This window comes from Lentzea xerophila, from assembly GCF_051094245.1.
Classification (GTDB): Bacteria; Actinomycetota; Actinomycetes; order Mycobacteriales; family Pseudonocardiaceae; genus Lentzea; species Lentzea xerophila.
Genome location: NZ_CP194934.1, coordinates 4,761,528 through 4,779,727, shown reverse-complemented (window position 1 = coordinate 4,779,727; position 18,200 = coordinate 4,761,528). Strand labels below are relative to the sequence as shown.

Genomic DNA, 18,200 nt, shown 5'->3' with positions numbered 1-18,200 from the left:
GGCACACCGCTGCCGCTCTGCTGTTCGGGTGAGTTTTGCCTGGTCAGGTGACGGGTGTTCATTTTTTGTCAGACCCCCGTGGCAGCATGTCGAACAGGTGTTCGTGTGCGTGCTCAAGGAGGTCAGTCCCGATGCAGATCGAACCCCGTCGCTGGCCAGGCCGCGTGGTGCCGTCCACTCCCGCCGACGTGGACGTCGCCGTCGAGTCCCTGTGCGTGCGCGCCTCCTGGCCCGACGCCGACCGCCGCTGGGTGCGGCGCCTGCTGGAGCCGTGGTTCGCGGCGGGCTGGAGCGTCGACGCCCTGCTGGTCGCCATCGACACCAAGCCGGACGGCACCCGCCAGGGCCGCCCCCGCTCCCGCGCCCAGGTGGCCCACGAGTTCCTGCGCGCCCGCCTGCGCACCTGGACCGCCGACGGCGCGAAGCTGGCCAGACCGCCTCTCACCGGCACGTCGCTGGGCGAGTGGTACCGCGTGAACCGCCGCAACGCCGCCCTGCACGCCCCCCGGTCCCGTCGCGACCTGTCGTCGGAGGGCGAGCGGGCCCGCGCCGAGTCCCGTGCCCTGGCCCACCGCCGCGACCCGGTGGAGCGCAGCCGCGAGAAGGGCCGCCGCCGCCAGGAGGTGCTCGACAGCCTGCTCGTGCCGGGCCGGGAGGTGCCGTCGTTCGCCGACTCGTGGCGGCTGGTGGCGGAGCTGGTTCCGGTGCCGCGGGTGTGCTCGGCTTGCGGGCACGTGCGCAACGAGGTGTCGCGGCCGGCTCATCGGGTGGCGTAGGGGGCCATGCGCGGAGGCGTGAGGGGGCGCTCCGCGGAGCCGGCGGCGCCCGTGCCGACGGCGCGCCTGGCGGCGACAGGCTGGTTGCCGGCGCGGGCGGACCGTTTCCGCGCCGTCACACATCGCTGACTCGGTCCGTGCCTGCCGTGACCGCCGGCGGTTCGCCGGTGCCGGCAACGCCCGACGCGGGCCGTTGACCTGCGACTTCGGCGATCTGTGATTGAACAGGACCCGGTCTGGGAACACCTGACAAGTTTATTGTTTCCGATATAAGGGGCCGACATGCTCGAAGTGACGCCGATGGCAGCCGAGGTCATCAACGAGCTGACGTCGCAGTCAGAGGGCACCAAAGACGACATCGGCCTGCGTTTCGCCCTGGCCACCGAACAGAACAGCCAGGCGGCCCTCGAGCTGTCGCTGAGCGAGGCCGTCGACGGCGACGAGGTGGTGGCCGCGCCCGCGGGTGCCAAGGTCATCCTGGAACCGGCGGCCGCCCAGTACCTCGAGGACAAGGTCCTCGACGTGCGTCAGGACGACGAGGGCAACCCGGCCTTCGCGATCGCGCGCCAGGACCTGCCGACCTGATCGACGCGGTTTGCCGCTGACACGGGCCGGGTCCTCCGCAGGGGTCCGGCCCGTGTCGCGGAACCCCGAACCAGACGCGCGAAACGGGTCGCCGGACCACGAAGGCACAACAGAAAGCGAAACGCCCCCTGCCCGAAGGCAAGGGGCGTTCACGACGAGAACGGACGAGAACGTCAGCCCTCGACCCGGCGGATCTCCGAGATCGGGCCGATCGAGTCGATGTTGGCGATCTTCACCGGCTCGCCCTCGGTCGACGCGTGCACGGCACGGATGCCGTCCACCGCCATCGCCACGTGGGACTGGCTCGAGTAGTAGACGATGATGTCGCCTGCCTTGACCTCACCGCGGCTGACTCGGCGACCGGCGTCCGCCTGGGCGTAGCTGGTACGGCCGATGGCCACGCCCGCGTGACGGTACGCGGCCTGGATCAGTGAGGAGCAGTCCCACGTGTTCGGGCCGTTGGAGCCGTAGACGTAGGGCTTGCCGAGCTGGTCGAGAGCGAACTGCAGGGCCCTGCCCGCGGTGCCGGCCGGGACCGAGATGTTCGACGTGTCGCCGGTCTGGGCCATCTGGTTGCGAACGGACGCGCTCAGCGACTGGTACTGCGCCTTCGCGTCGGCGATCTGCTTGTCGAGATCGGCCTTCTTCTGGTCGATCTCGGCGAGCAGCTTCCTCGAGGTCTCGGTGGCCTCGTTCGCCGTCTTCGTCGCCGCGTCGGCCGCGTTGACGGCGTCGGTCAGCCGCTGCAGCGCCTCGGCGTTGTCGGCCGCGAGGATGTTGATGGCCGACATCCGGTTGAGGAAGTCCTGCTGCGAGTCGCTCACCAGCAGCGCGGAGATCTGGCTGAAGTTCGCGCCGGAGTTGGTGGCCTCGGTGAGGAGGTCCACCTGACCGCGGAGGGACTCCTCGGCCTTCTGGGCGGCCGCGAGGTCGCCCTTGGCCTTGTCCAACTCGCCCTGCTTGGCCGCGAGGTCGTCCTTGGCCTTCAGGTGGTCCTGGTTGAGCTTGGAAGCCTGCTCGGAAAGCTCGTTGTACTTCTTGAGCGCGTCCGCGGCCGAAGGCTGCGCGGTGGCCGGGGCCGTGGGGAGGGCAGTTGCGACGACCGCTGCGGTCGCCACGAGTGCTCCACGCACGGCGCGGCGTGAGGGGTGCGACACCACGTCGCGGGTCCTCCTTTTTCCTGGCAGCCGCCCCAGCGAGAACTACTGCGCGTAAGGCGGCAACCTTGGCGGGTGCCCCGTTTGGGTTAACTGCTGGGCCGAAGGTCTCGGCTAGGTTACGGAACGACCTTGTGTTCGTCCACCACCGGGTCCCCAACAGTTACTGGCCAGCACGCTCTCACAGTCGGCTACGTCGGTTTATCGCGGGGTGGAGACGGTGGTCACCCGACCACCCGGCGAATCACCGAAATGGGTCCGATGGAGTCGATGTCGGCGATCTTGACCGGCACGCCCTCGGTCGACGCGTGCACCGCCCGGACACCGTCCACGGCCATCGCCACGTGCGACTGACCTGCGTAGTAGATGATGAGGTCGCCCGGAGCGACCTCGCCGCGGCCCACTGGGCGGCCGACCTTCGCCTGGTCGTAGGTGACGCGGGGGATGGACACGCCCGCGGCCCGGTAGGCAGCCTGCATCAGCGACGAGCAGTCCCACGAGTTGGGCCCGTTCGACCCGAACACGTACGGCTTGCCGCGCTCGCCCAGCGCGAAGTTCAGCGCCCGGCCCGCCGCGCCGGCCGGTACCGGGACGGGTGACTGGTCGCCGGGAGCCTTCAGCGTCTGTTGCTGCGGCGCGGACAGGGACCGGTACTTCGTGCGCGCGGCCGCCACCTGCTGGTCCATCGCGACCTTGCGGGTGGACACGTCCGCGGCGAACTTCTCCGCCGCGGACGCCGCGGCGGCGGCGTCGGTGCGGGCCTTGCCGGCGGCGGTCAGCGTCGCGTCCAGCCGCCGCACCGCGTCGTTCTGGTCGGCGGCGATGATGTTCATCGCCTGCATGCGCTCCAGGAAGTCCTGCTGGGACGACGACGTCAGCAACGCGGAGATGTTGTTGAACCGCGCGCCCTCGAACGTCGCCTCGGTCAGCACGTCGACCTGGCCGCGGAACTGCTCGGACTCGGCCAGCGCCTTCTTCTCGGCCTCGGTGGCGGCGGCCGCTGTCGCGTTCGCCTGGGACAGGTCGCTCTGCGCCTTGAGGTGGTCCTGGCTGAGCTTCTCGGCCTCCCTGGTCAGGTCGTTGTAGACCTTCAACGCGTCAGCGGCGGGTTGCGCGTGCGCCGAGGGCATCGACACCACCGTCGCGGCGACTACGGCGGCTAACGCGGTGGTCCTTGCAGCACGGCCGGGCACGCGGCCTCCTCAGGAGTCGGAATCGGCTTCTGGGAAGGCGTACGGCCGATCGGGTGCAGGGGTTCAGTCGAGCTCGGTGAACGGCCTTTCGGCGACGGCGGGCGGTTCCGTCCTGTTCGACGTCCATCAGGTCGCCGACAGGGCATGGGTGCCGACGCGACTTCCGTCGTCAGGCGGCCCGGTGCGCCTCGATCGAGGCACGGCACGCGGCGATCAGCCGGGCGGTGGCGGTGCTGCCGCCGCGCCCGCAGCGGGGGCAGTGCATCGAGACGTCGGCGGTGAGCTCGTCGACCACCACGCCGAGCGGGGTGTCGCAGCCGCGGCACCAGCGGTGCCGCGTGACCGGGTTGGCGTGCACGGGTGACGAGACGCAGCGGTGGATCCAGCCGCCGTGCACGTGGCACGTGAGGCGGTCGTCGGGCGCCAGGACGCCGTCGTCCTCCGCGTGGTCCTCTTCGGCCAGTGTTGCGATGAGCGTGGCGATCATGGCGACCCTCCGATCCGGTACCTGCCTTCTACGGATACGTCGAAGGAGCGACCGCGGAATCGACATGCGACGGCGGCTTTCTCAGGGCCGCGAGACGGCGAGGCGACGCCTTGTCGCGGACTGATCTCGCAAGGTGACAGACCTACCGGCGTGCACGATCCCGCGAACCCTCTTGATAGGTTAGGCAAGCCTAAACTCAGGAGGTGGACAGGTGCGCAGGACAGTTGCCGCGGTTCTGCTGCTCGGCCTAGTGGCCGGGTGTGGCGGAAACGCTCCCACGGAGCAAGAGAGTGACCAGTGGTCCTTCAAGGACGATCGCGGTAAGGAGGTCACCGCGCCGAAGCGCCCCGAGCGCGTCGTCGCCCAGGTGTCCGCCGCGGGCGCCCTCAAGGACTACGGCGTGAACGTGGTCGGCACGTTCGGCCCGCTCAAGCGGGCGGACGGCAGCGTCGACCCCGAGGCGGGCAGCATCGACCCGAACCAGGTCACGGACGTCACCGGTCCCGGCTACGGCGAGATCGACTTCGAGAAGTTCGCCGCGCTGAACGCCGACCTGGTCGTCGCCGGCTACTACCCGGAGGTCACCGGGCTCTGGCACCTCACCGCCGAGTTCGAGGAGAAGGTGCTCAAGGTCGCCCCGACCGTCGGCATCGGGCAGTCGAAGATCCAGCTGCCGGACGGGATCAAGCGCTTCCGCGAGCTCGCCAAGGCCCTCGGCGGCGACGTCGAGTCGGCGAAGGTGAAGGCCGACGAGGAGGCCTTCACCAAGGCCGCCGACCGGCTCAGGGCCATCGGGAAGAGGATGACGGACGCGGGCCAGAAGATCCAGGTCGTCGCCGGCGATCCGAAGCTCTTCTACGTCGCCGTCCCCGGTCGCAACCCCGACCTCGACTGGTACTCCAAGGAGCTCGGCCTGCCGATGCTCACGCCGGACAAGCCGGACGCCGAGGGCGGCGGTTACTTCCAGTCGCTGTCGTGGGAGAACTCCGGCACGTACAAGGAGCACGTGATCATGTGGGACGCCCGCACGGCGTGGATGACCCCGGAGAAGATGAAGGAGGGCCATCCGGTCTTCCAGGGGCTGCCCGCCGTGAAGGCCGACCGGTTCGTGGCGTGGAACGCGGTCGCGCCGTTGAGCTACGCCTCCTACGCCAAGATCATCGACAAACTGGCTGAAGACTTGGAGCAGGCCTTGGCAAAGTAGCCATGTGCTGACGCTTCTGAAGGAAAACGGCCCGTTGCGCGTGCTTACCATCGCACGGGTCGTTTCCGTCGTGGGGGACGCGCTCAGTCTCGTCACGTTGATGGTGCACGTGCAGTCCGTGCTGGGTAAGGCCGTCGCGGTCGCCGCGCTGCTGCTCGTGGGCGACTTCGCGCCGTCGTTGCTCAGCCCGCTGACCGGCGTCGTCAGCGACAGGTTCGACCGGCGCACCGTCATGATCGTCTGCGAGGTCGCCCAGGGCGTGCTGCTGGCGGTCATCGCGTTCACCCTGCCGCCATTGCCGGTCCTGCTCGCGCTGGTGGGCGTGCGGGCGGTGATCGGGCAGGTCTTCATCCCGGCCTCGCGGGCCGCGGTGCCGAGCCTGGTCGCCGAGAAGGATCTCGCGCAGGCGAACACCGCGCTGGGCCTGGGGTCCAACAGCGCCGACGTGATCGGGCCGTTCCTCGCCGCCGTGTTGCTGACGTTCATGGACACCCAGGGCGTGCTGCTCGTCGACGCCGTGTCGTTCGGCTTGTCGGCGTTGTTGTTGCTGCGGCTGCCGAAGCTCGTCGTCCCGGCGGAGCCGGGGGAGACGGTGTTCACCGACGCGAAGGCCGGCCTGAGCGAGATCTGGCGGAACCGGGCGCTGCGGATCGTGTTCCTCGGCTTCTGCGGTGTCGTCGCGTGCACCGCCATCGACGACGTCGCGGTGCTGCAGCTGACGATGGGGGTGTTCGGCGAGTCGGAGACCGTCGCGGGAGTGGTCCTCGGGGCGGTCGGCGTCGGTCTGCTGCTCGGCTACGCGTTGCTGGCCAGGGGATCCGCGCGGTGGAGCATGGTGGCCCTGCTCGTCACCGGGTTCGTGATCAGCAGTGCCGGCAACCTGTTCACCGGGCTGGCGTGGGGTGTGGCGTCGGCGTTCGCGCTGCAGGCCGTGCGCGGCCTCGGCATCGCGGCGATGGACGTCGCGCACAGCACGCTGGTCCAGCGGCTGGTGCCCGGTGATCGGACGGGCAGGGTGTTCGCCAACTTCTACGGCGGAATCGGTGTCGCCGCAGCGGTTTCCTACCTCGCCGGTGGTCTGCTGATCGACGTCCTGGGCGCGCGGGCGGTCCTGGTACTGGCCGGTGCCGCCGGGGTTCTGGTGGCGTTGTGGGTGGTTGCCGCCGCACGGGCGAGAGGTGTTGAGTGGGAACCTGCCTCTTGAGGGGAGTAGGCGATGTGGGGGAAACGCATTGCTGTTCTTGCTTTTTCGTTGTCGTTGATCGGAGTGGCGGGACCGGCCACCTCCGTCGCGCACGCCGGTACCGGGGTCGTGCCCGCGTCGACGTCGTGGCCGTCCGCTGACCGCGGCTGGGTGCTGGGCCTCGACACCCTGTGCCAGACCGCGAACTGCCCGCAGCTCGTCCGCACGCTGGACGGCGGGGCGACCTGGACGCGGGTGAAGACACCGGCGTTGTCCGTGCCCGGGACCGACCGGCTGCGGGTCGTCTTCGGGAACGACGCCGCCGGCATGGTGACCGACGGCGAGCAGCTGTTCGTCACGAGCAACGGCGGTACGCGCTGGGAACCGTCCGGCATCAAGGGAACCGTGGGCGCACTGGGGTTCGACGACTCCGGGTTCCTCGCGGTGGTCTACGACGGCACGTCGTCGCGGTTGTTCCACCGCGAGCTGTGGTTCGGCCCGTGGCAGCCGGTGCCCGGGGTGGAGGTCAAGGGCCAGGCGCGCGGTGACATCGTGCCCGGCCAGGTCTCGCTGTCCACGACCTTCGTGGAGAACCGGTACTGGACGCGGTCGGCGGCGGGCTGGCTGGAGGAGCCCGCGCCGTGCCCGGTCGAGGCGGTGACCCGGCTCGGCACGGTCGGTGCCGACCGCTATGCCCTGTGCGGCTCGGATCCCGGCTTCGGCAACATGACCAAGGAGCTGCGCAGGTCCTCCGGCGGTGAGCCGTTCAAGACCGTCGGCGTGCCGCCGCGTGAGGGCATCACGACCGGTTTCGCGGTGTCACCGGAGGCGGCGCTCGTGGCCGCGACCGGGCGTGACTGGTCGTTCGTGCACCGCGCTCCCGGCGAGAAGTGGGACACGCCGCTCACCCTCGGCGGACCGCCGTTCGAGGACCTGGCGTTCTCGGACGCGCGCCACGCCACGCTGGTGCGCGGCGGGCCGGGCCAGGAGTTCGCCGAGATCCACCGGTCGGACGACGCGGGCCTGACCTGGAAGCTCGTGTCGGTGTAGCTCGGTACGCTGAAGATCGTGGAGCCTTACGAACACGGCATGCTCGACGTCGGCGACGGCAACCAGGTCTACTGGGAGGTCGTCGGCAACCCCGGCGGGAAGCCTGCCGTGTTCCTCCACGGCGGCCCCGGCGGGCCGGCGAAGGGCGCGCGGAAGTCGCTCGACGCGGAGAAGTTCCGGATCGTGATCTTCCACCAGCGGGGCTGTGGCCAGAGCACGCCGCACGCGAGCGACCCGGCCGCCGACATGAGCGTCAACACCACCGAGCACCTGATCTCGGACATGGAGCAGCTCCGCGAGCACCTGGGCATCGAGAAGTGGTTGCTGTACGGCGGTTCCTGGGGCACGACACTCGCCGTCGCCTACGCGCAACGGCATCCCGAGCGGGTGTCCGAGATGATCCTCATCGCGGTCACGTTGTCGTCCGAGCGTGAGCTGGACTGGCTGTACAAGGGCGTTTCCCGGTTCTTCCCGGAGGCCTGGGCCCGGTTCAGCGCGCACGCGGGCGACGCGCCGGATGTCGTTCGCGCGTACGCGAACCTCCTGGAGAGCCCGGATCCGGCCGTGCGGGAGCAGGCGGCGGTCGAGTGGTGCCGATGGGAGGACACGGTGCTCTCGCTGGAGAACTTCGGCAAACCGGACGTGTTCGCCGATCGGGCGTCCGCCGAGGTGGTCGCGCTCGCGCGGATCATCGCGCACTACTACGCGAACCACGGTTTCGTGGGCGGCCTGCTGGCGGACGCGGGCAAGCTCGCGGGCATCCCGGCCGCGTTGATCCACGGCCGCCGCGACATGAGCTGCCCGGCGGACACGGCGTGGAAGCTGGCGCAGGCGTGGCCGGAAGCCGAGCTGACCCTCGTGGACGACGCCGGCCACAAGGGCGGCCCCGCCTTCGGCGAGGCGATTCAGACGGCGGTCAGGAGGTTCTCCCCGTGACACAGCGCAAACCACCCGGGATGGATTTCGAGTCGTGGATCGACAGGCAGATCCGCGAGGCCCAGGAGCGCGGCGAGTTCGACGGCCTGCCGAGCGCGGGAAAGCCGCTGCCCGGCGCCGGCGAACCGGCCGACGAGGACTGGTGGATCAAGAAGAAGGTCAGGGAGGAAGAGGGCACTGCAGGGTTGCCCCCTTCCCTGGTACTGCGCAAGCAGGCCGAGACCGCCAGGGCCCGTGCCCTGGCGGCCGAGACCGACGACGAGGCGCGCGCGATCATCGGCGAGATGAACGCGAAGATCCTCGACGCGCTGCGGAAACCGTTGTCCGGTCCGCCGTTGAACCTCATGCCGTTCGACGTCGAAGAGCTGCTGCGTGAGAGGAAGGGGACCTCACGCGGCCGGTGATCAGCTCGCGTTGATGTCGATGCAGGAGTAGAACGCGTTCGCGGTGTCACCGATGTTCCACACGGCGAGGATCTTGTGCCTGCCAGGGGAACCGACGTTGACGGTGTGCTGCACGCTGGCCGGCGGCTGCTGGTTGTTGCCGCTGAACGTCGCCACCTTGCGGCCGTCGACGAAGTAGTCGTAGTCCCGCGTGCGGTGCCGGACGGTGAACGTCCAGTTGAACGTCACCGAACGCCCGGTGTTGTGGACCCTCCACCCCTTGTTGTCGTTGCTGAGCACGGAGAAGTGCGACAGGTTGGCGTGGCAGCTCTGCAGGCCCTTGGGACCCTCGACCGACTGCGGCTCCCATTGGATGGCCCCGCAGTCCTTCACGACGCCGCTGGCGCACTGCGCCTGACGGCTGGCGGGCGCGGACACGTAGCCGTGCGCGAACGCCGTGCCGGATGGGAGAGCCACGACGAGCAACGGTGCAGCGACAACGCCGGCCATGGCAGCCGCAACCCTGCGTCCAATCTTCATGTGACTTCCTTTGCCTTGATGTGCGTACTCCCGTTACATCGCGGCGGCGATTGAAGGTCTAGACCATACCGCGCGTAATCGTGGCGCCACAAGACGTGTCCGGTAGATCGGTCAGGTTGTGTCCTGTCCACGCGCGAAGACGGCGGAGTCCGGCATAGTTGCGGGCCGGTTGGCGGGTGTCTGGGAAACATGGCGGCGCGCCGGCCGCGGTCCAAGGCGGCTTCGAGATCGACCCCTGCGGTCCTTGAACGCTCCGAGCGGCTGTTCATCAAGCTGAACTCGCTGATCCGGAACGGCTGGCCCGAGTACCTCAACACCTAGGTTCCGACAGCTGCCAAGCGCGGCATTCGGACCTAGTTGGCGGTGCGGTGGCGAAGTTCGGGATTCATGGCTGCTTACGGTGCCTGCGGCACCGCGAGCAGCCAGGAGAAAGTCCCGCGTGCCCGAACTGGAGCTGGTCCTCGGGGCGCTCCGGCAGCCCCATTCGAGGCCATCGAGGTCGCGTTCGGGTACGTCGTGAACTCAGCGGGTGTTCCGATCTGGAGACGCCGTTCCCGGCTGTCGGTGCTCGTTGATAGCATGATCGGGTTCGTCGCTTGAGGCGAGGGTTTCCTCGGGCTGGGTTCCGTCCATGCGTACATGCTCGCGATAGCGATCATCCTGCTTTTCACTCACGTTGCCTCGTACATCAGTCTCAAGTGGGCAGAAAGTGAGCGTCGAGGAGGTGGTCACATGACGCTTTTCATGAGCGTTGCACTCCTGACCGCGTCGGGAGTCGGATCGAACTGGGTAGCGTCAGCGCTGCCATCCTGGCCTGAAGCGACGAACTCTGGGCTTGTCCCACCGAGTGCTGCCGCATGATTCCACCTGTCTTGTCCAGATCCTGCTCCTGGTCTCGCGCTCGCCGTGACCTGCTGAGTCGATTCGACCGACCATGACCGCGAGGATGCGCTCTCAACCGGGCGCGCTCGAACTCGACACCAACAGATTCCGCCAACTAGGTCTGGACGCTTCGTCTGCCAGTTGCCCGGAGCTAATTAGCGAAACCGCAGGTCAGCCGTTCGGGCGGCCGCCAACTTTGAGTGGAACGGACACCACTTGTCCTGTCCGGCTAAAGCTGTCAAGTCTGCTTAGCGAAGAAGCGGCCGCACATCCACAACGTAATCATGTCGCCCTTATCCACGCACGAGCTGGCCTCACTGCTCTGTGCCTCGCCGCGCACGGCGGCGGCAATTAGACAAGGCGGCTGGTGTACCCGGCCGCAACAAGCCGCTGGAACGCGTCGACGACGTTGTCGGGCATGTCCTGTTCGATGGCGAATCCTCGCCGGGCGTACTCGGTGATGCGCTGGGTGTCGCCGACCAACATGTTGATCACGCGGTCCACGTCGCCGATGCCGGCGATGTACTTGTCGAGTGGTAGCGGTTGGGACGAGCACATGACGTTGATCTCAGGCCATACCTTGCGGCAGGTCGCATAGGCTCGTCGCTGCTGGTACGGCCGGGAGATCAGCATGACCGACTCGGGTCGGACTCCCGCTTCGGCAAGAATCTGGCGACTGTTGGTGAGGTTCTGGCTGGTGTTCGTGGCCTGGGTCTCGATGCTGATCACCTCGGCGGGCACGCCGAGAGTGATGGCGTGTTCGCGGTAGTGCACGGCTTCACCGCGGGGGAATCGTTCGATCGTGGTGGGCGCATTGGCGCCGGTGAACACAATGCGCGGGAACATGCCCTGGTGATAAAGCTCGGCGGTGTAAGTGGCGACACCGAGGTCGTGACTGCCCAGGCCGATGCCAACGTCGCAGCGGCGAGGTTCGTGACCCATGTCGTGGTATGCCCACAAGGTCTCGACATCCGCGCGCAAGTCTCGGGGAAGCATGGTGGTCGCCATGTCAAGGCACCTTACGGCTGACGAGGGTCGGTGCCGTGCACACCCATCCGGTAAGCCAGCTCGACGGCGCGGGTGGCAGGACAAGGCAGTCTGATCATCTCGCGGACGAGGATGCGGGACAGCCGGTGGTATCGGACTTGTTCAGGTGCGTCCTGTTCAGCGGCAAGGAGCACAGCGAGTGCTTCGTCAACGCGGTTCCACCGGACGTAGGCGCGAGCGGTCTCGATGGCGTGGCGGACGCGCCGTTCGGTCGGAAGACTGCGGGTGTCGACGCGGGGACCGAGGTCGACCGCGACTTGAACGTCCCCGAGTTCCATCGCGGCGGTGACCCGGTGGATCTTGACGTTGGTGGGGCCGAACGCGGTCCACAGGTAGTTCGCGTCGCGGCCGAGTCTGTTTGCGGCCTGGTCTGCCTCGGTGAGGAATGCCGTGGTGTCGGCGCGGTCGTCTCGGCGGGATGAGGCGACCGCGCCGGCCAGGTGCAGCATTCCGTAGACCGAGAGGTACTCCGGGGTCGCATTGCCGAGGCCGGGTTCGAGGTGGTCTGCGGCGGCTCGGGTCAGTGCGATGGCCTGTTCGAACTCGCCGATGGACAACAGCGCGTGTGCCACCGACCGGTACAGCGAGCCGATCATCAGAATGTCGCCGCTGGTGTTGGCGGCGGCAAGGCCACGGCTCGCAGAGATCGCCGCGAGATCGGCTTCGCCGAGCTTGGTCAGCAACGCGGTGGCCAACTGGTGGGCAGCAGCCGCGAGCGCGTGCGCGCGGAACCCGTTGTCGCTGGTAGTGCCGTAGCGTTGACAGGCAGCTTGGGCATCGGTGATCAGGAGTGGCAGGCGCTGGGTGAGCCGGGCGTAGCGAGAGTTCTGGTAGTCGCTCCACTGCTCATCGATGTTGATGGCCAGAGTGTCCAGCCGGACCGGCTCTCCTGGCCGCGGGCCGGTCAGGAACTGGCGGTGGTCCATGAGCGCCACCCTGAGTGCGGGCACAGTCCGCCGACTGGGCTCGTCTGCCCAGGCCATCAGTACCGGTTCGCCGATCAGATCGCCGAGGGCGATATCGAGCGCGTAGGCAAGGCGGCGCAGCACCGAGAGTCGGTCCAGCGGAAGCACGTCGTGCTCAACCTTCCGCAGCCAGTCCTCGGTGCGACCCACGAGCCCGGCCAGGACGATCTGGGTCAGACCCCGCCGCTGCCGGTAGAACGCGACGCGTTTCCCGATCGTCATGCCGTCGGTCATTCCTCGCATGGCGTCCACCCTCGCATCCGCGCAGGTGGGCACCCCAGAGAAATCCTCACGGTTCACGCCGCTGGGCGTACCTAGCGTCTGCGATGACGCCGTGTGACACCTCGCTTGCACGGGCAACGTGTCTGAGTTCGTCCACAAGGGAGCGGCCATGAGCGAGAGGCATCAACCTGGCCAGTTGGGTGAACACCCGACTCAGTGGTGGGACACCCACGCGGAAGGTACTCAAGGCCGACCCCGTCCCGGCACCCGTGTGTTCATCCGGAACCCCAACGGGGAGGTGCGTCGGGCCGGGACCGTGCAGTACTACGAGGGCATCTGGCCTTACCAGCACTCTTTCCCCGTCAGGTGGGATCACGGCGTGCACGGGTCGTTGTGCACCAGCCACGAGGACATGCCTCTGGGCTGGGACTACGAGGATCCGGCAGACAGGGCAGCCGCAGGCAGGCGTCGCACAGTCCGGTACAACGAGCTCGCGTCATGATCGCCGCAGCCGAAGACGTTGAGCAGACGGTCGTACTGCCAGCCATGGGCAATCAACAAACGAACCACAGCGGTTCGAAGATCGCCGCTGGATGGTTCCAGCACTACCTGCACCTCGTGGATCGGGTGTTTCCGCGCACGCTGGTCACGCGAGATGGCAGGACTGTCCAATTCGCCGCCTGCAAGTTCGCCGTCCGACCTCCCGTACCCGACGTGATGCAACCGGCCTGGCCGTACTGCCCGGCGTGCTGGCCGTGCAGAGCCGGCCACTGGTTCGCGTGGAAGTACCTGCCCCATGGCGTGGTCCCGCGCTGCATTCGATCTGGCTGCGATCGCGACGAGGCCGATGTTCGTGATCCCGTCACCGGCGGCTATCTGCCCTGCATTGGGCAAGAAGCCGCGGGGAACTGAGCCACCGATGTCCATACCCCCGCAAGGAGGCGAAGTCCCACCACTATGACCGGCTGTAGTGCCGCCGCAACCGTTTCGTACCAAGGAAAACCTCTGCTTGATCGAGCAAGCAGGTACATGGAGGAACCACTGATGTCTGCACCAACCATCGACACCGTCGCCGACTCGGACTTCGACCTCGACCTGCGGATCACCACCACGGCCACTCCAGGCGTGGCATCGGCCTGCGACACGAGCGACGGCTGCGATCCGACGTGCGCGTCCTCGTGCATCAGCGCGGTCTGACCTGACTCTGCACCTGAGCTGGGGCACGGACCGCGCTGTCCGTGCCTCAGCTTCGCCTCCGGATGACGAACGCGAGGGCAGGATGAGTACTCAGAAGAGCGCGTCGACCTACAGGCACCGCGGAATTGCCTTGCTTCGCGCCGCGGCAGTCCCGCTTCACCAACTGCCCGCACAGTGGCCAGACCTGTCCGACACCCAGGCGTGCCGCGAATGGCTGCTGAAGATGTCGACGCACACCGAACTCGCCGACGCGATCGGCCATGCGAGCCCGGCACTCGCCGGTCAGCTGCTGACCGACACCGGCACAATGGAGTCCAAGCAGGTCCGGCGCGTCACCCTGTCCGTGATCCGCTACCTGCTGCGCATCACTGGTCGCCACACCCCGTTCGGGTTGTTCGCAGGAGTCGCGCCGGTCGCTGTTGGTGGACCAGCCGCTGAGAGCCGATGGGGTTCAGAGCACCAGGCCTTCGCTCGCATCGACGCGGTGTGGCTCGCGGATCTCATCGACCGACTTGAAGCGTGCCACGAGCTACTGCGCCAGCTCGACGCCGTTTTCACCAACCTCGCGACCACTCGTGGCGAGCGATTGGAAGTCCCGCAAGGACCCAATACGGTGACCGCACGCAACACCCGCGCTCTGCAAGCGGTCCAGAATGCCGCAAGCACACCCATCCGCGTTGCTGACCTCATTGACAAGCTGACCGCTGAGTTTCCGGCTGTAGATCACGACACCATCATCGCCATGCTCACAACTCTTGTGGGCAAGGTTTTCTCGCCACCAACCTGCGAGCGCCGCTGACCGTCACCGACTCCCTTGGCTACCTGGTTGATCGCCTGCACACGGCCGATGCCGGCGCGATCCCCTCCACGGCAACGATCCTCGTCGAGCTGGAACGAGTGCAGGAAGATCTGCGCAGCCACAACCGGCCAGGCACGGACCGCGCCGCGCAGCGCGACCTGAGAGCGGCATTGGCCGACCGGATGCGGATACTGTCGACGGCTGGGCGCGTTCCGCTGTCTCTGGACCTTCGCCTGGACGCCGAAGTACGGCTTCCTGAACAACTCGCGCATGAGGTCGAGCGTGCCGCCACCGTGCTGGCACGCTTGTCCAACCAGCCGACCGGGAACCCGGCCTGGCGAGACTTCTACATCGCGTTCTGCGAACGCTACGGTACCGGTGCCCTCGTGCCGCTGGCCGACGTCGTCGACCCGGACGCGGGACTTGGCCTGCCACACACTTATCCCGGCAGCGTTCTGCCGCCGCCGTCTGAAGGTTCGTCCGAACGCGAGCAGAAGCTTCTCGCACTTGCTTGGACCGCCTGGGCCGATGGCACCGGCGAGATCGTCCTCACCGAGGACACCGTCACTGCGCTGACCGTGGGTGACCCCGCCGCGCAGCGACGGATTCCCGCACACGTCGAGCTCGCCGCCCGCGTGCACGCGGCCAGCGCGGACGCACTGCGCCGCGGCGACTACAGCTTCACCGTCGCGCCCGCCCGATCAGCGGGAACGTTCACCTCGCGCTTCACCACCATTGCGTCCGACACCGGGCTGGAGCACCTGTACGCGGACGCGCCTGCCGGCGCCAGTGGAGCGCTGCCTGTGCAGCTGTCGTTCCCGCCGATCTACGCGACCGGTGAGAACGTCTGCCGAGTCCCTGCCTATCTGCCTCACCTATTGTCCCTGGGAGAACACCGGGCACAGCACCCCGAACAGCTGGTGATCGCACCGGACGACCTGGCGATCATCGCGACCCGCGACGGGCTGCACCTGGTCAGTCTCTCCATGGGGAGAGTGATCGAGCCCCAGGTCTTTCATGCACTCGCCCTGGACAAGCAGGCGCCGCCACTGGCGCGATTCCTCGCCAATCTCACCCGCGCGCTGGGAGCCACGTGGCACGAGTTCGACTGGGGCTCGCACGCTCAGCAACTGCCGGTGCTTCCGCGCGTACGGCACGGCCGCGCGGTACTCAGCCCGGCCCGTTGGCGGCTCGACGCCACAGACCTTCCCGCCAGCCTCGACGATGACCAGTGGACGGCGCACCTCGGTCAGTGGCGTCGTCGGTGGCGATGCCCTGCCACGGTGGAACTACGCGATGCCGACCGCTCCCTGCGACTCACTCTCGGCGAACCAGCCCACGTGGCGATTCTTCAAACCCACGTACGCAAGCACGGCCACGCCGTGCTGCTTGAAGCTGCCGCAATGGAGGCGTTCGGATGGGCGGGTGGCTACGTCCACGAGATCGCGGTGCCCCTGTTCTCCACCCAGCCGCGGACACCATCACCACCGGTTGCGACCAGGGCTGTGTTGACCAACGGCGGCCACGGTCAACCGCCAGGAGCAGCGAACAGCACCTGGCTCTACGCCAAGGTCTTCACCCACCCCGACCGAATCAACGAGATCATCGCCAGCCGAATTCCACACCTTCTGCAGGCGATTGGCTCCGAGGCCCGCTGGTGGTTCGTGCGCTACCGCAACTCGTACGAGACCGACCACATCCGCCTCCGCCTGGCCACCGCAGATCGCGACGCCTACGCCCGCAGCCTGGCTGCGCTGGGCGACTGGGGGCAGCAACTCCGCGCCGACGGCGTCGCCGGTCGACTGGCCGTCGACACCTACCTGCCGGAGATAGGACGCTACGGCTGTGGCGTGTCGATGACTGCCGCCGAAAACGTGTTCGCCGCCGACTCTGCTGCTGTTGCCGCTCAGCTGCGGCACGACTCAATTCTTGGTAATGATGCCGCCGTCGGCCTGGTGCTCGGTCTTGTGGACATCGTGGCAGGGTTCCTCGGGGGCCAGACCGCCGCGATGACCTGGCTGCGCACCCGGCCCGTCCTTCCAGGTACGGCCACAGCCGACCGCGCCGTACTCTCTGAGGCAATCCGCCTCGTCCAGAGTGATGTCGGCGATCGGCCTGGATGGACCGGACAGGTAGCCAAGACCTGGACACGGCGCGCTGCCGCGCTTGCTGCGTACCGAACGCAATTGTCTGCCGACACCGACTCCGATGCCGTGCTGGAGTCCTTGCTGCACATGCACCACAACCGTGCTGCTGGCGTCGACCGTGATGCCGAAAGGGCAACGCGGCGCATGGCACGGCACCTCGCACTTGCCGTCCACGCCCGTCAGCCGGAGGCCAGCCGATGAACCTCGTCCAACTCGACGTTCCACCAGGCGACGCCGCGCTGGGCTGGGGACAGTCGTTGTCCACCGGTGCAGCCGGACTCACCCTGCTGCACTTGGAGAACGTGCACACGGGTGCGGGTGCCTGGAGCACGGCCCACGAGTGGGCTCGCGCGATGATTCGCGACTCGGTGACCGCCGACCCTGACACTGCGGGGCTCTTCCGAGGAGTACCTGCCGTCGCGTTCACCCTGCACTCGGCCCGCCAACCCGCCTACGCCGAAGTTCTTCGTGTACTCGACGAGCACATCGCCACGATCACGCGCCACCGACTGTGCCAGGCCCACAACCGCATCGACCGCGGACAGCTCCCGCGGCTTCGGGAGTTCGACCTGATGAGCGGACTCACCGGTCTCGGTGTCGGACTGCTACATCGAGACCGTCACCCCGAGTTGCTGGGTGACGTTCTCGCCTACCTGGTGCGGCTCACCGAACCGATCACCGCCAACGGTGAGCACCTGCCTGGATGGTGGAGCGAGGACAGTCCCAGCGGGCAGCCCTCCAACGACTGGCCTGGCGGCCACGCCAACTTCGGGATCGCGCATGGCGTCGCCGGGCCGCTGGCGCTGCTGGCAACCGCGAGCAGACGAGGAATTGCGGTCGCCGGACAGACCGAGGCGATCAGCCACATCACCCGCTGGCTCGACCGCTGGCGCGGTGGCACCGGCTACGACGCCTGGTGGCCAGGCATGATTTCCCGCGCCGAATGGCACGACCAGACGCTGCGGCAATCGGGACCCCAACGCCCGTCCTGGTGTTACGGCACCGCTGGTCTCGCACGGGCACAACAGCTCGCGGCGATCGCACTTGACGACCCAACACGGCAACGCGCCGCCGAACATGCCCTCGCCGGATGCATCAGCGACGATGGACAACTCGCGCTGTTGAGCGACCCGTCGCTCTGTCACGGCTGGGCTGGCCTTCTGCAGGCCACCTGCCGCAGTGCCGCGGATGCCACCGACGACCGCCTCACCGAACAGCTACCCGTATTGCACGCACGACTGACCAAGCACCTGCACGACAATGGCCAACCCGCCGAGCCCGGCCTGCTGGAAGGCGCCGCCGGCGTGCTGCTCGCACAGCATGCGACCACGACCGCAGACCTCATCACCCGATGGGATGCATGCCTGTTGCTAGAGGGCTGACCTGTACCTCAGAGCTCGATCTTGACCAATCGCAACCCGCTACCATCCGGCTGCCCGCACAGAAG

At 67.8% G+C, this 18,200-nt stretch carries 17 protein-coding genes and 1 pseudogene; 12 read left to right on the top strand and 6 right to left on the bottom strand.

What is annotated here, in order from left to right:
- Window positions 1–131 precede the first annotated feature (131 nt).
- Both ACRSBM_RS22850 and ACRSBM_RS22845 read left to right on the top strand, forming a co-directional pair.
- On the top strand, window positions 132–776 hold the full coding sequence (locus ACRSBM_RS22850; protein ID WP_434445795.1) for a hypothetical protein: 645 nt from the start codon (window positions 132–134) through the stop codon (window positions 774–776).
- A 282-nt stretch (window positions 777–1,058) separates the two neighbouring features.
- A complete protein-coding gene (locus tag ACRSBM_RS22845; protein ID WP_434445793.1) occupies window positions 1,059–1,361 on the top strand; it encodes an iron-sulfur cluster biosynthesis protein in 303 nt (100 codons plus the stop codon).
- A gap of 173 nt (window positions 1,362–1,534) precedes the next feature.
- On the opposite strand, the gene ACRSBM_RS22840 is transcribed toward ACRSBM_RS22845, so the two are convergent.
- From ACRSBM_RS22840 to ACRSBM_RS22830, 3 genes are all read right to left on the bottom strand, one after another.
- Window positions 1,535–2,479 (bottom strand): C40 family peptidase, encoded by a 945-nt coding sequence (locus ACRSBM_RS22840; RefSeq protein ID WP_434445791.1) that lies wholly within the window; start codon window positions 2,477–2,479, stop codon window positions 1,535–1,537.
- 263 nt (window positions 2,480–2,742) lie between these two features.
- Window positions 2,743–3,711, bottom strand: a complete 969-nt coding sequence (locus ACRSBM_RS22835; protein ID WP_434445789.1) for a C40 family peptidase — start codon at window positions 3,709–3,711, stop codon at window positions 2,743–2,745.
- A 169-nt stretch (window positions 3,712–3,880) separates the two neighbouring features.
- Window positions 3,881–4,198, bottom strand: a complete 318-nt coding sequence (locus tag ACRSBM_RS22830) for a hypothetical protein (protein WP_434445787.1) — start codon at window positions 4,196–4,198, stop codon at window positions 3,881–3,883.
- A gap of 211 nt (window positions 4,199–4,409) precedes the next feature.
- On the opposite strand from ACRSBM_RS22830, the gene ACRSBM_RS22825 reads away from it, so the two are divergent.
- Genes ACRSBM_RS22825 through ACRSBM_RS22805 form a run of 5 tightly spaced genes read left to right on the top strand, consistent with a single transcriptional unit; the run spans window position 4,410 to window position 8,975 of the window.
- Window positions 4,410–5,402, top strand: coding sequence for an ABC transporter substrate-binding protein (locus tag ACRSBM_RS22825; protein ID WP_434445785.1), 993 nt, complete (start codon window positions 4,410–4,412; stop codon window positions 5,400–5,402).
- Between the two features lie 4 nt (window positions 5,403–5,406).
- Window positions 5,407–6,606, top strand: coding sequence for an MFS transporter (locus ACRSBM_RS22820; protein WP_434445783.1), 1,200 nt, complete (start codon window positions 5,407–5,409; stop codon window positions 6,604–6,606).
- A gap of 48 nt (window positions 6,607–6,654) precedes the next feature.
- Window positions 6,655–7,635, top strand: a complete 981-nt coding sequence (locus ACRSBM_RS22815) for a YCF48-related protein (protein WP_434445781.1) — start codon at window positions 6,655–6,657, stop codon at window positions 7,633–7,635.
- Between the two features lie 18 nt (window positions 7,636–7,653).
- Window positions 7,654–8,571, top strand: a complete 918-nt coding sequence (gene pip, locus ACRSBM_RS22810) for a prolyl aminopeptidase (RefSeq protein WP_434445779.1) — start codon at window positions 7,654–7,656, stop codon at window positions 8,569–8,571.
- Window positions 8,568–8,975 (top strand): DUF1992 domain-containing protein, encoded by a 408-nt coding sequence (locus tag ACRSBM_RS22805; RefSeq protein ID WP_434445777.1) that lies wholly within the window; start codon window positions 8,568–8,570, stop codon window positions 8,973–8,975. The genes pip and ACRSBM_RS22805 overlap by 4 nt, the downstream gene beginning before the upstream one ends.
- Here the strand turns inward: ACRSBM_RS22805 and ACRSBM_RS22800 are convergent, their stop codons facing one another.
- The 3 genes from ACRSBM_RS22800 to ACRSBM_RS22790 all read right to left on the bottom strand — a co-directional run bounded on the left by ACRSBM_RS22800 (window position 8,976) and on the right by ACRSBM_RS22790 (window position 12,781).
- The gene (locus tag ACRSBM_RS22800) at window positions 8,976–9,494 is read right to left on the bottom strand and encodes a lytic polysaccharide monooxygenase auxiliary activity family 9 protein (protein ID WP_434445775.1); all 519 of its coding nucleotides are present in this window, start codon (window positions 9,492–9,494) and stop codon (window positions 8,976–8,978) included.
- A 1,233-nt stretch (window positions 9,495–10,727) separates the two neighbouring features.
- Window positions 10,728–11,384 carry a YdcF family protein gene (locus ACRSBM_RS22795; protein ID WP_434445773.1) on the bottom strand — a complete coding sequence of 219 codons (657 nt, stop codon included), beginning with the start codon at window positions 11,382–11,384 and terminating at the stop codon, window positions 10,728–10,730.
- 11 nt (window positions 11,385–11,395) lie between these two features.
- Window positions 11,396–12,781 carry a helix-turn-helix domain-containing protein gene (locus ACRSBM_RS22790; protein WP_434445771.1) on the bottom strand — a complete coding sequence of 462 codons (1,386 nt, stop codon included), beginning with the start codon at window positions 12,779–12,781 and terminating at the stop codon, window positions 11,396–11,398.
- 327 nt (window positions 12,782–13,108) lie between these two features.
- Between ACRSBM_RS22790 and ACRSBM_RS22785 the strand changes: the two genes are divergently transcribed.
- From ACRSBM_RS22785 to ACRSBM_RS22765, 5 genes and pseudogenes are all read left to right on the top strand, one after another.
- Window positions 13,109–13,522 (top strand): hypothetical protein, encoded by a 414-nt coding sequence (locus tag ACRSBM_RS22785; protein ID WP_434445769.1) that lies wholly within the window; start codon window positions 13,109–13,111, stop codon window positions 13,520–13,522.
- Window positions 13,523–13,654: 132 nt separating this feature from the next.
- Entirely contained in the window at window positions 13,655–13,807 is a 153-nt protein-coding gene (gene fxlA / locus ACRSBM_RS22780) for an FxLD family lanthipeptide (protein WP_211335582.1), read from the top strand.
- Window positions 13,808–13,889: 82 nt separating this feature from the next.
- Window positions 13,890–15,898: pseudogene (locus ACRSBM_RS22775) on the top strand (lantibiotic dehydratase family protein); the annotation flags it as partial.
- A 111-nt stretch (window positions 15,899–16,009) separates the two neighbouring features.
- A complete protein-coding gene (locus ACRSBM_RS22770) occupies window positions 16,010–16,954 on the top strand; it encodes a thiopeptide-type bacteriocin biosynthesis protein (protein WP_434453180.1) in 945 nt (314 codons plus the stop codon).
- On the top strand, window positions 16,951–18,135 hold the full coding sequence (locus ACRSBM_RS22765) for a lanthionine synthetase C family protein (protein WP_434445767.1): 1,185 nt from the start codon (window positions 16,951–16,953) through the stop codon (window positions 18,133–18,135). The genes ACRSBM_RS22770 and ACRSBM_RS22765 overlap by 4 nt, the downstream gene beginning before the upstream one ends.
- Window positions 18,136–18,200: the final 65 nt, after the last annotated feature.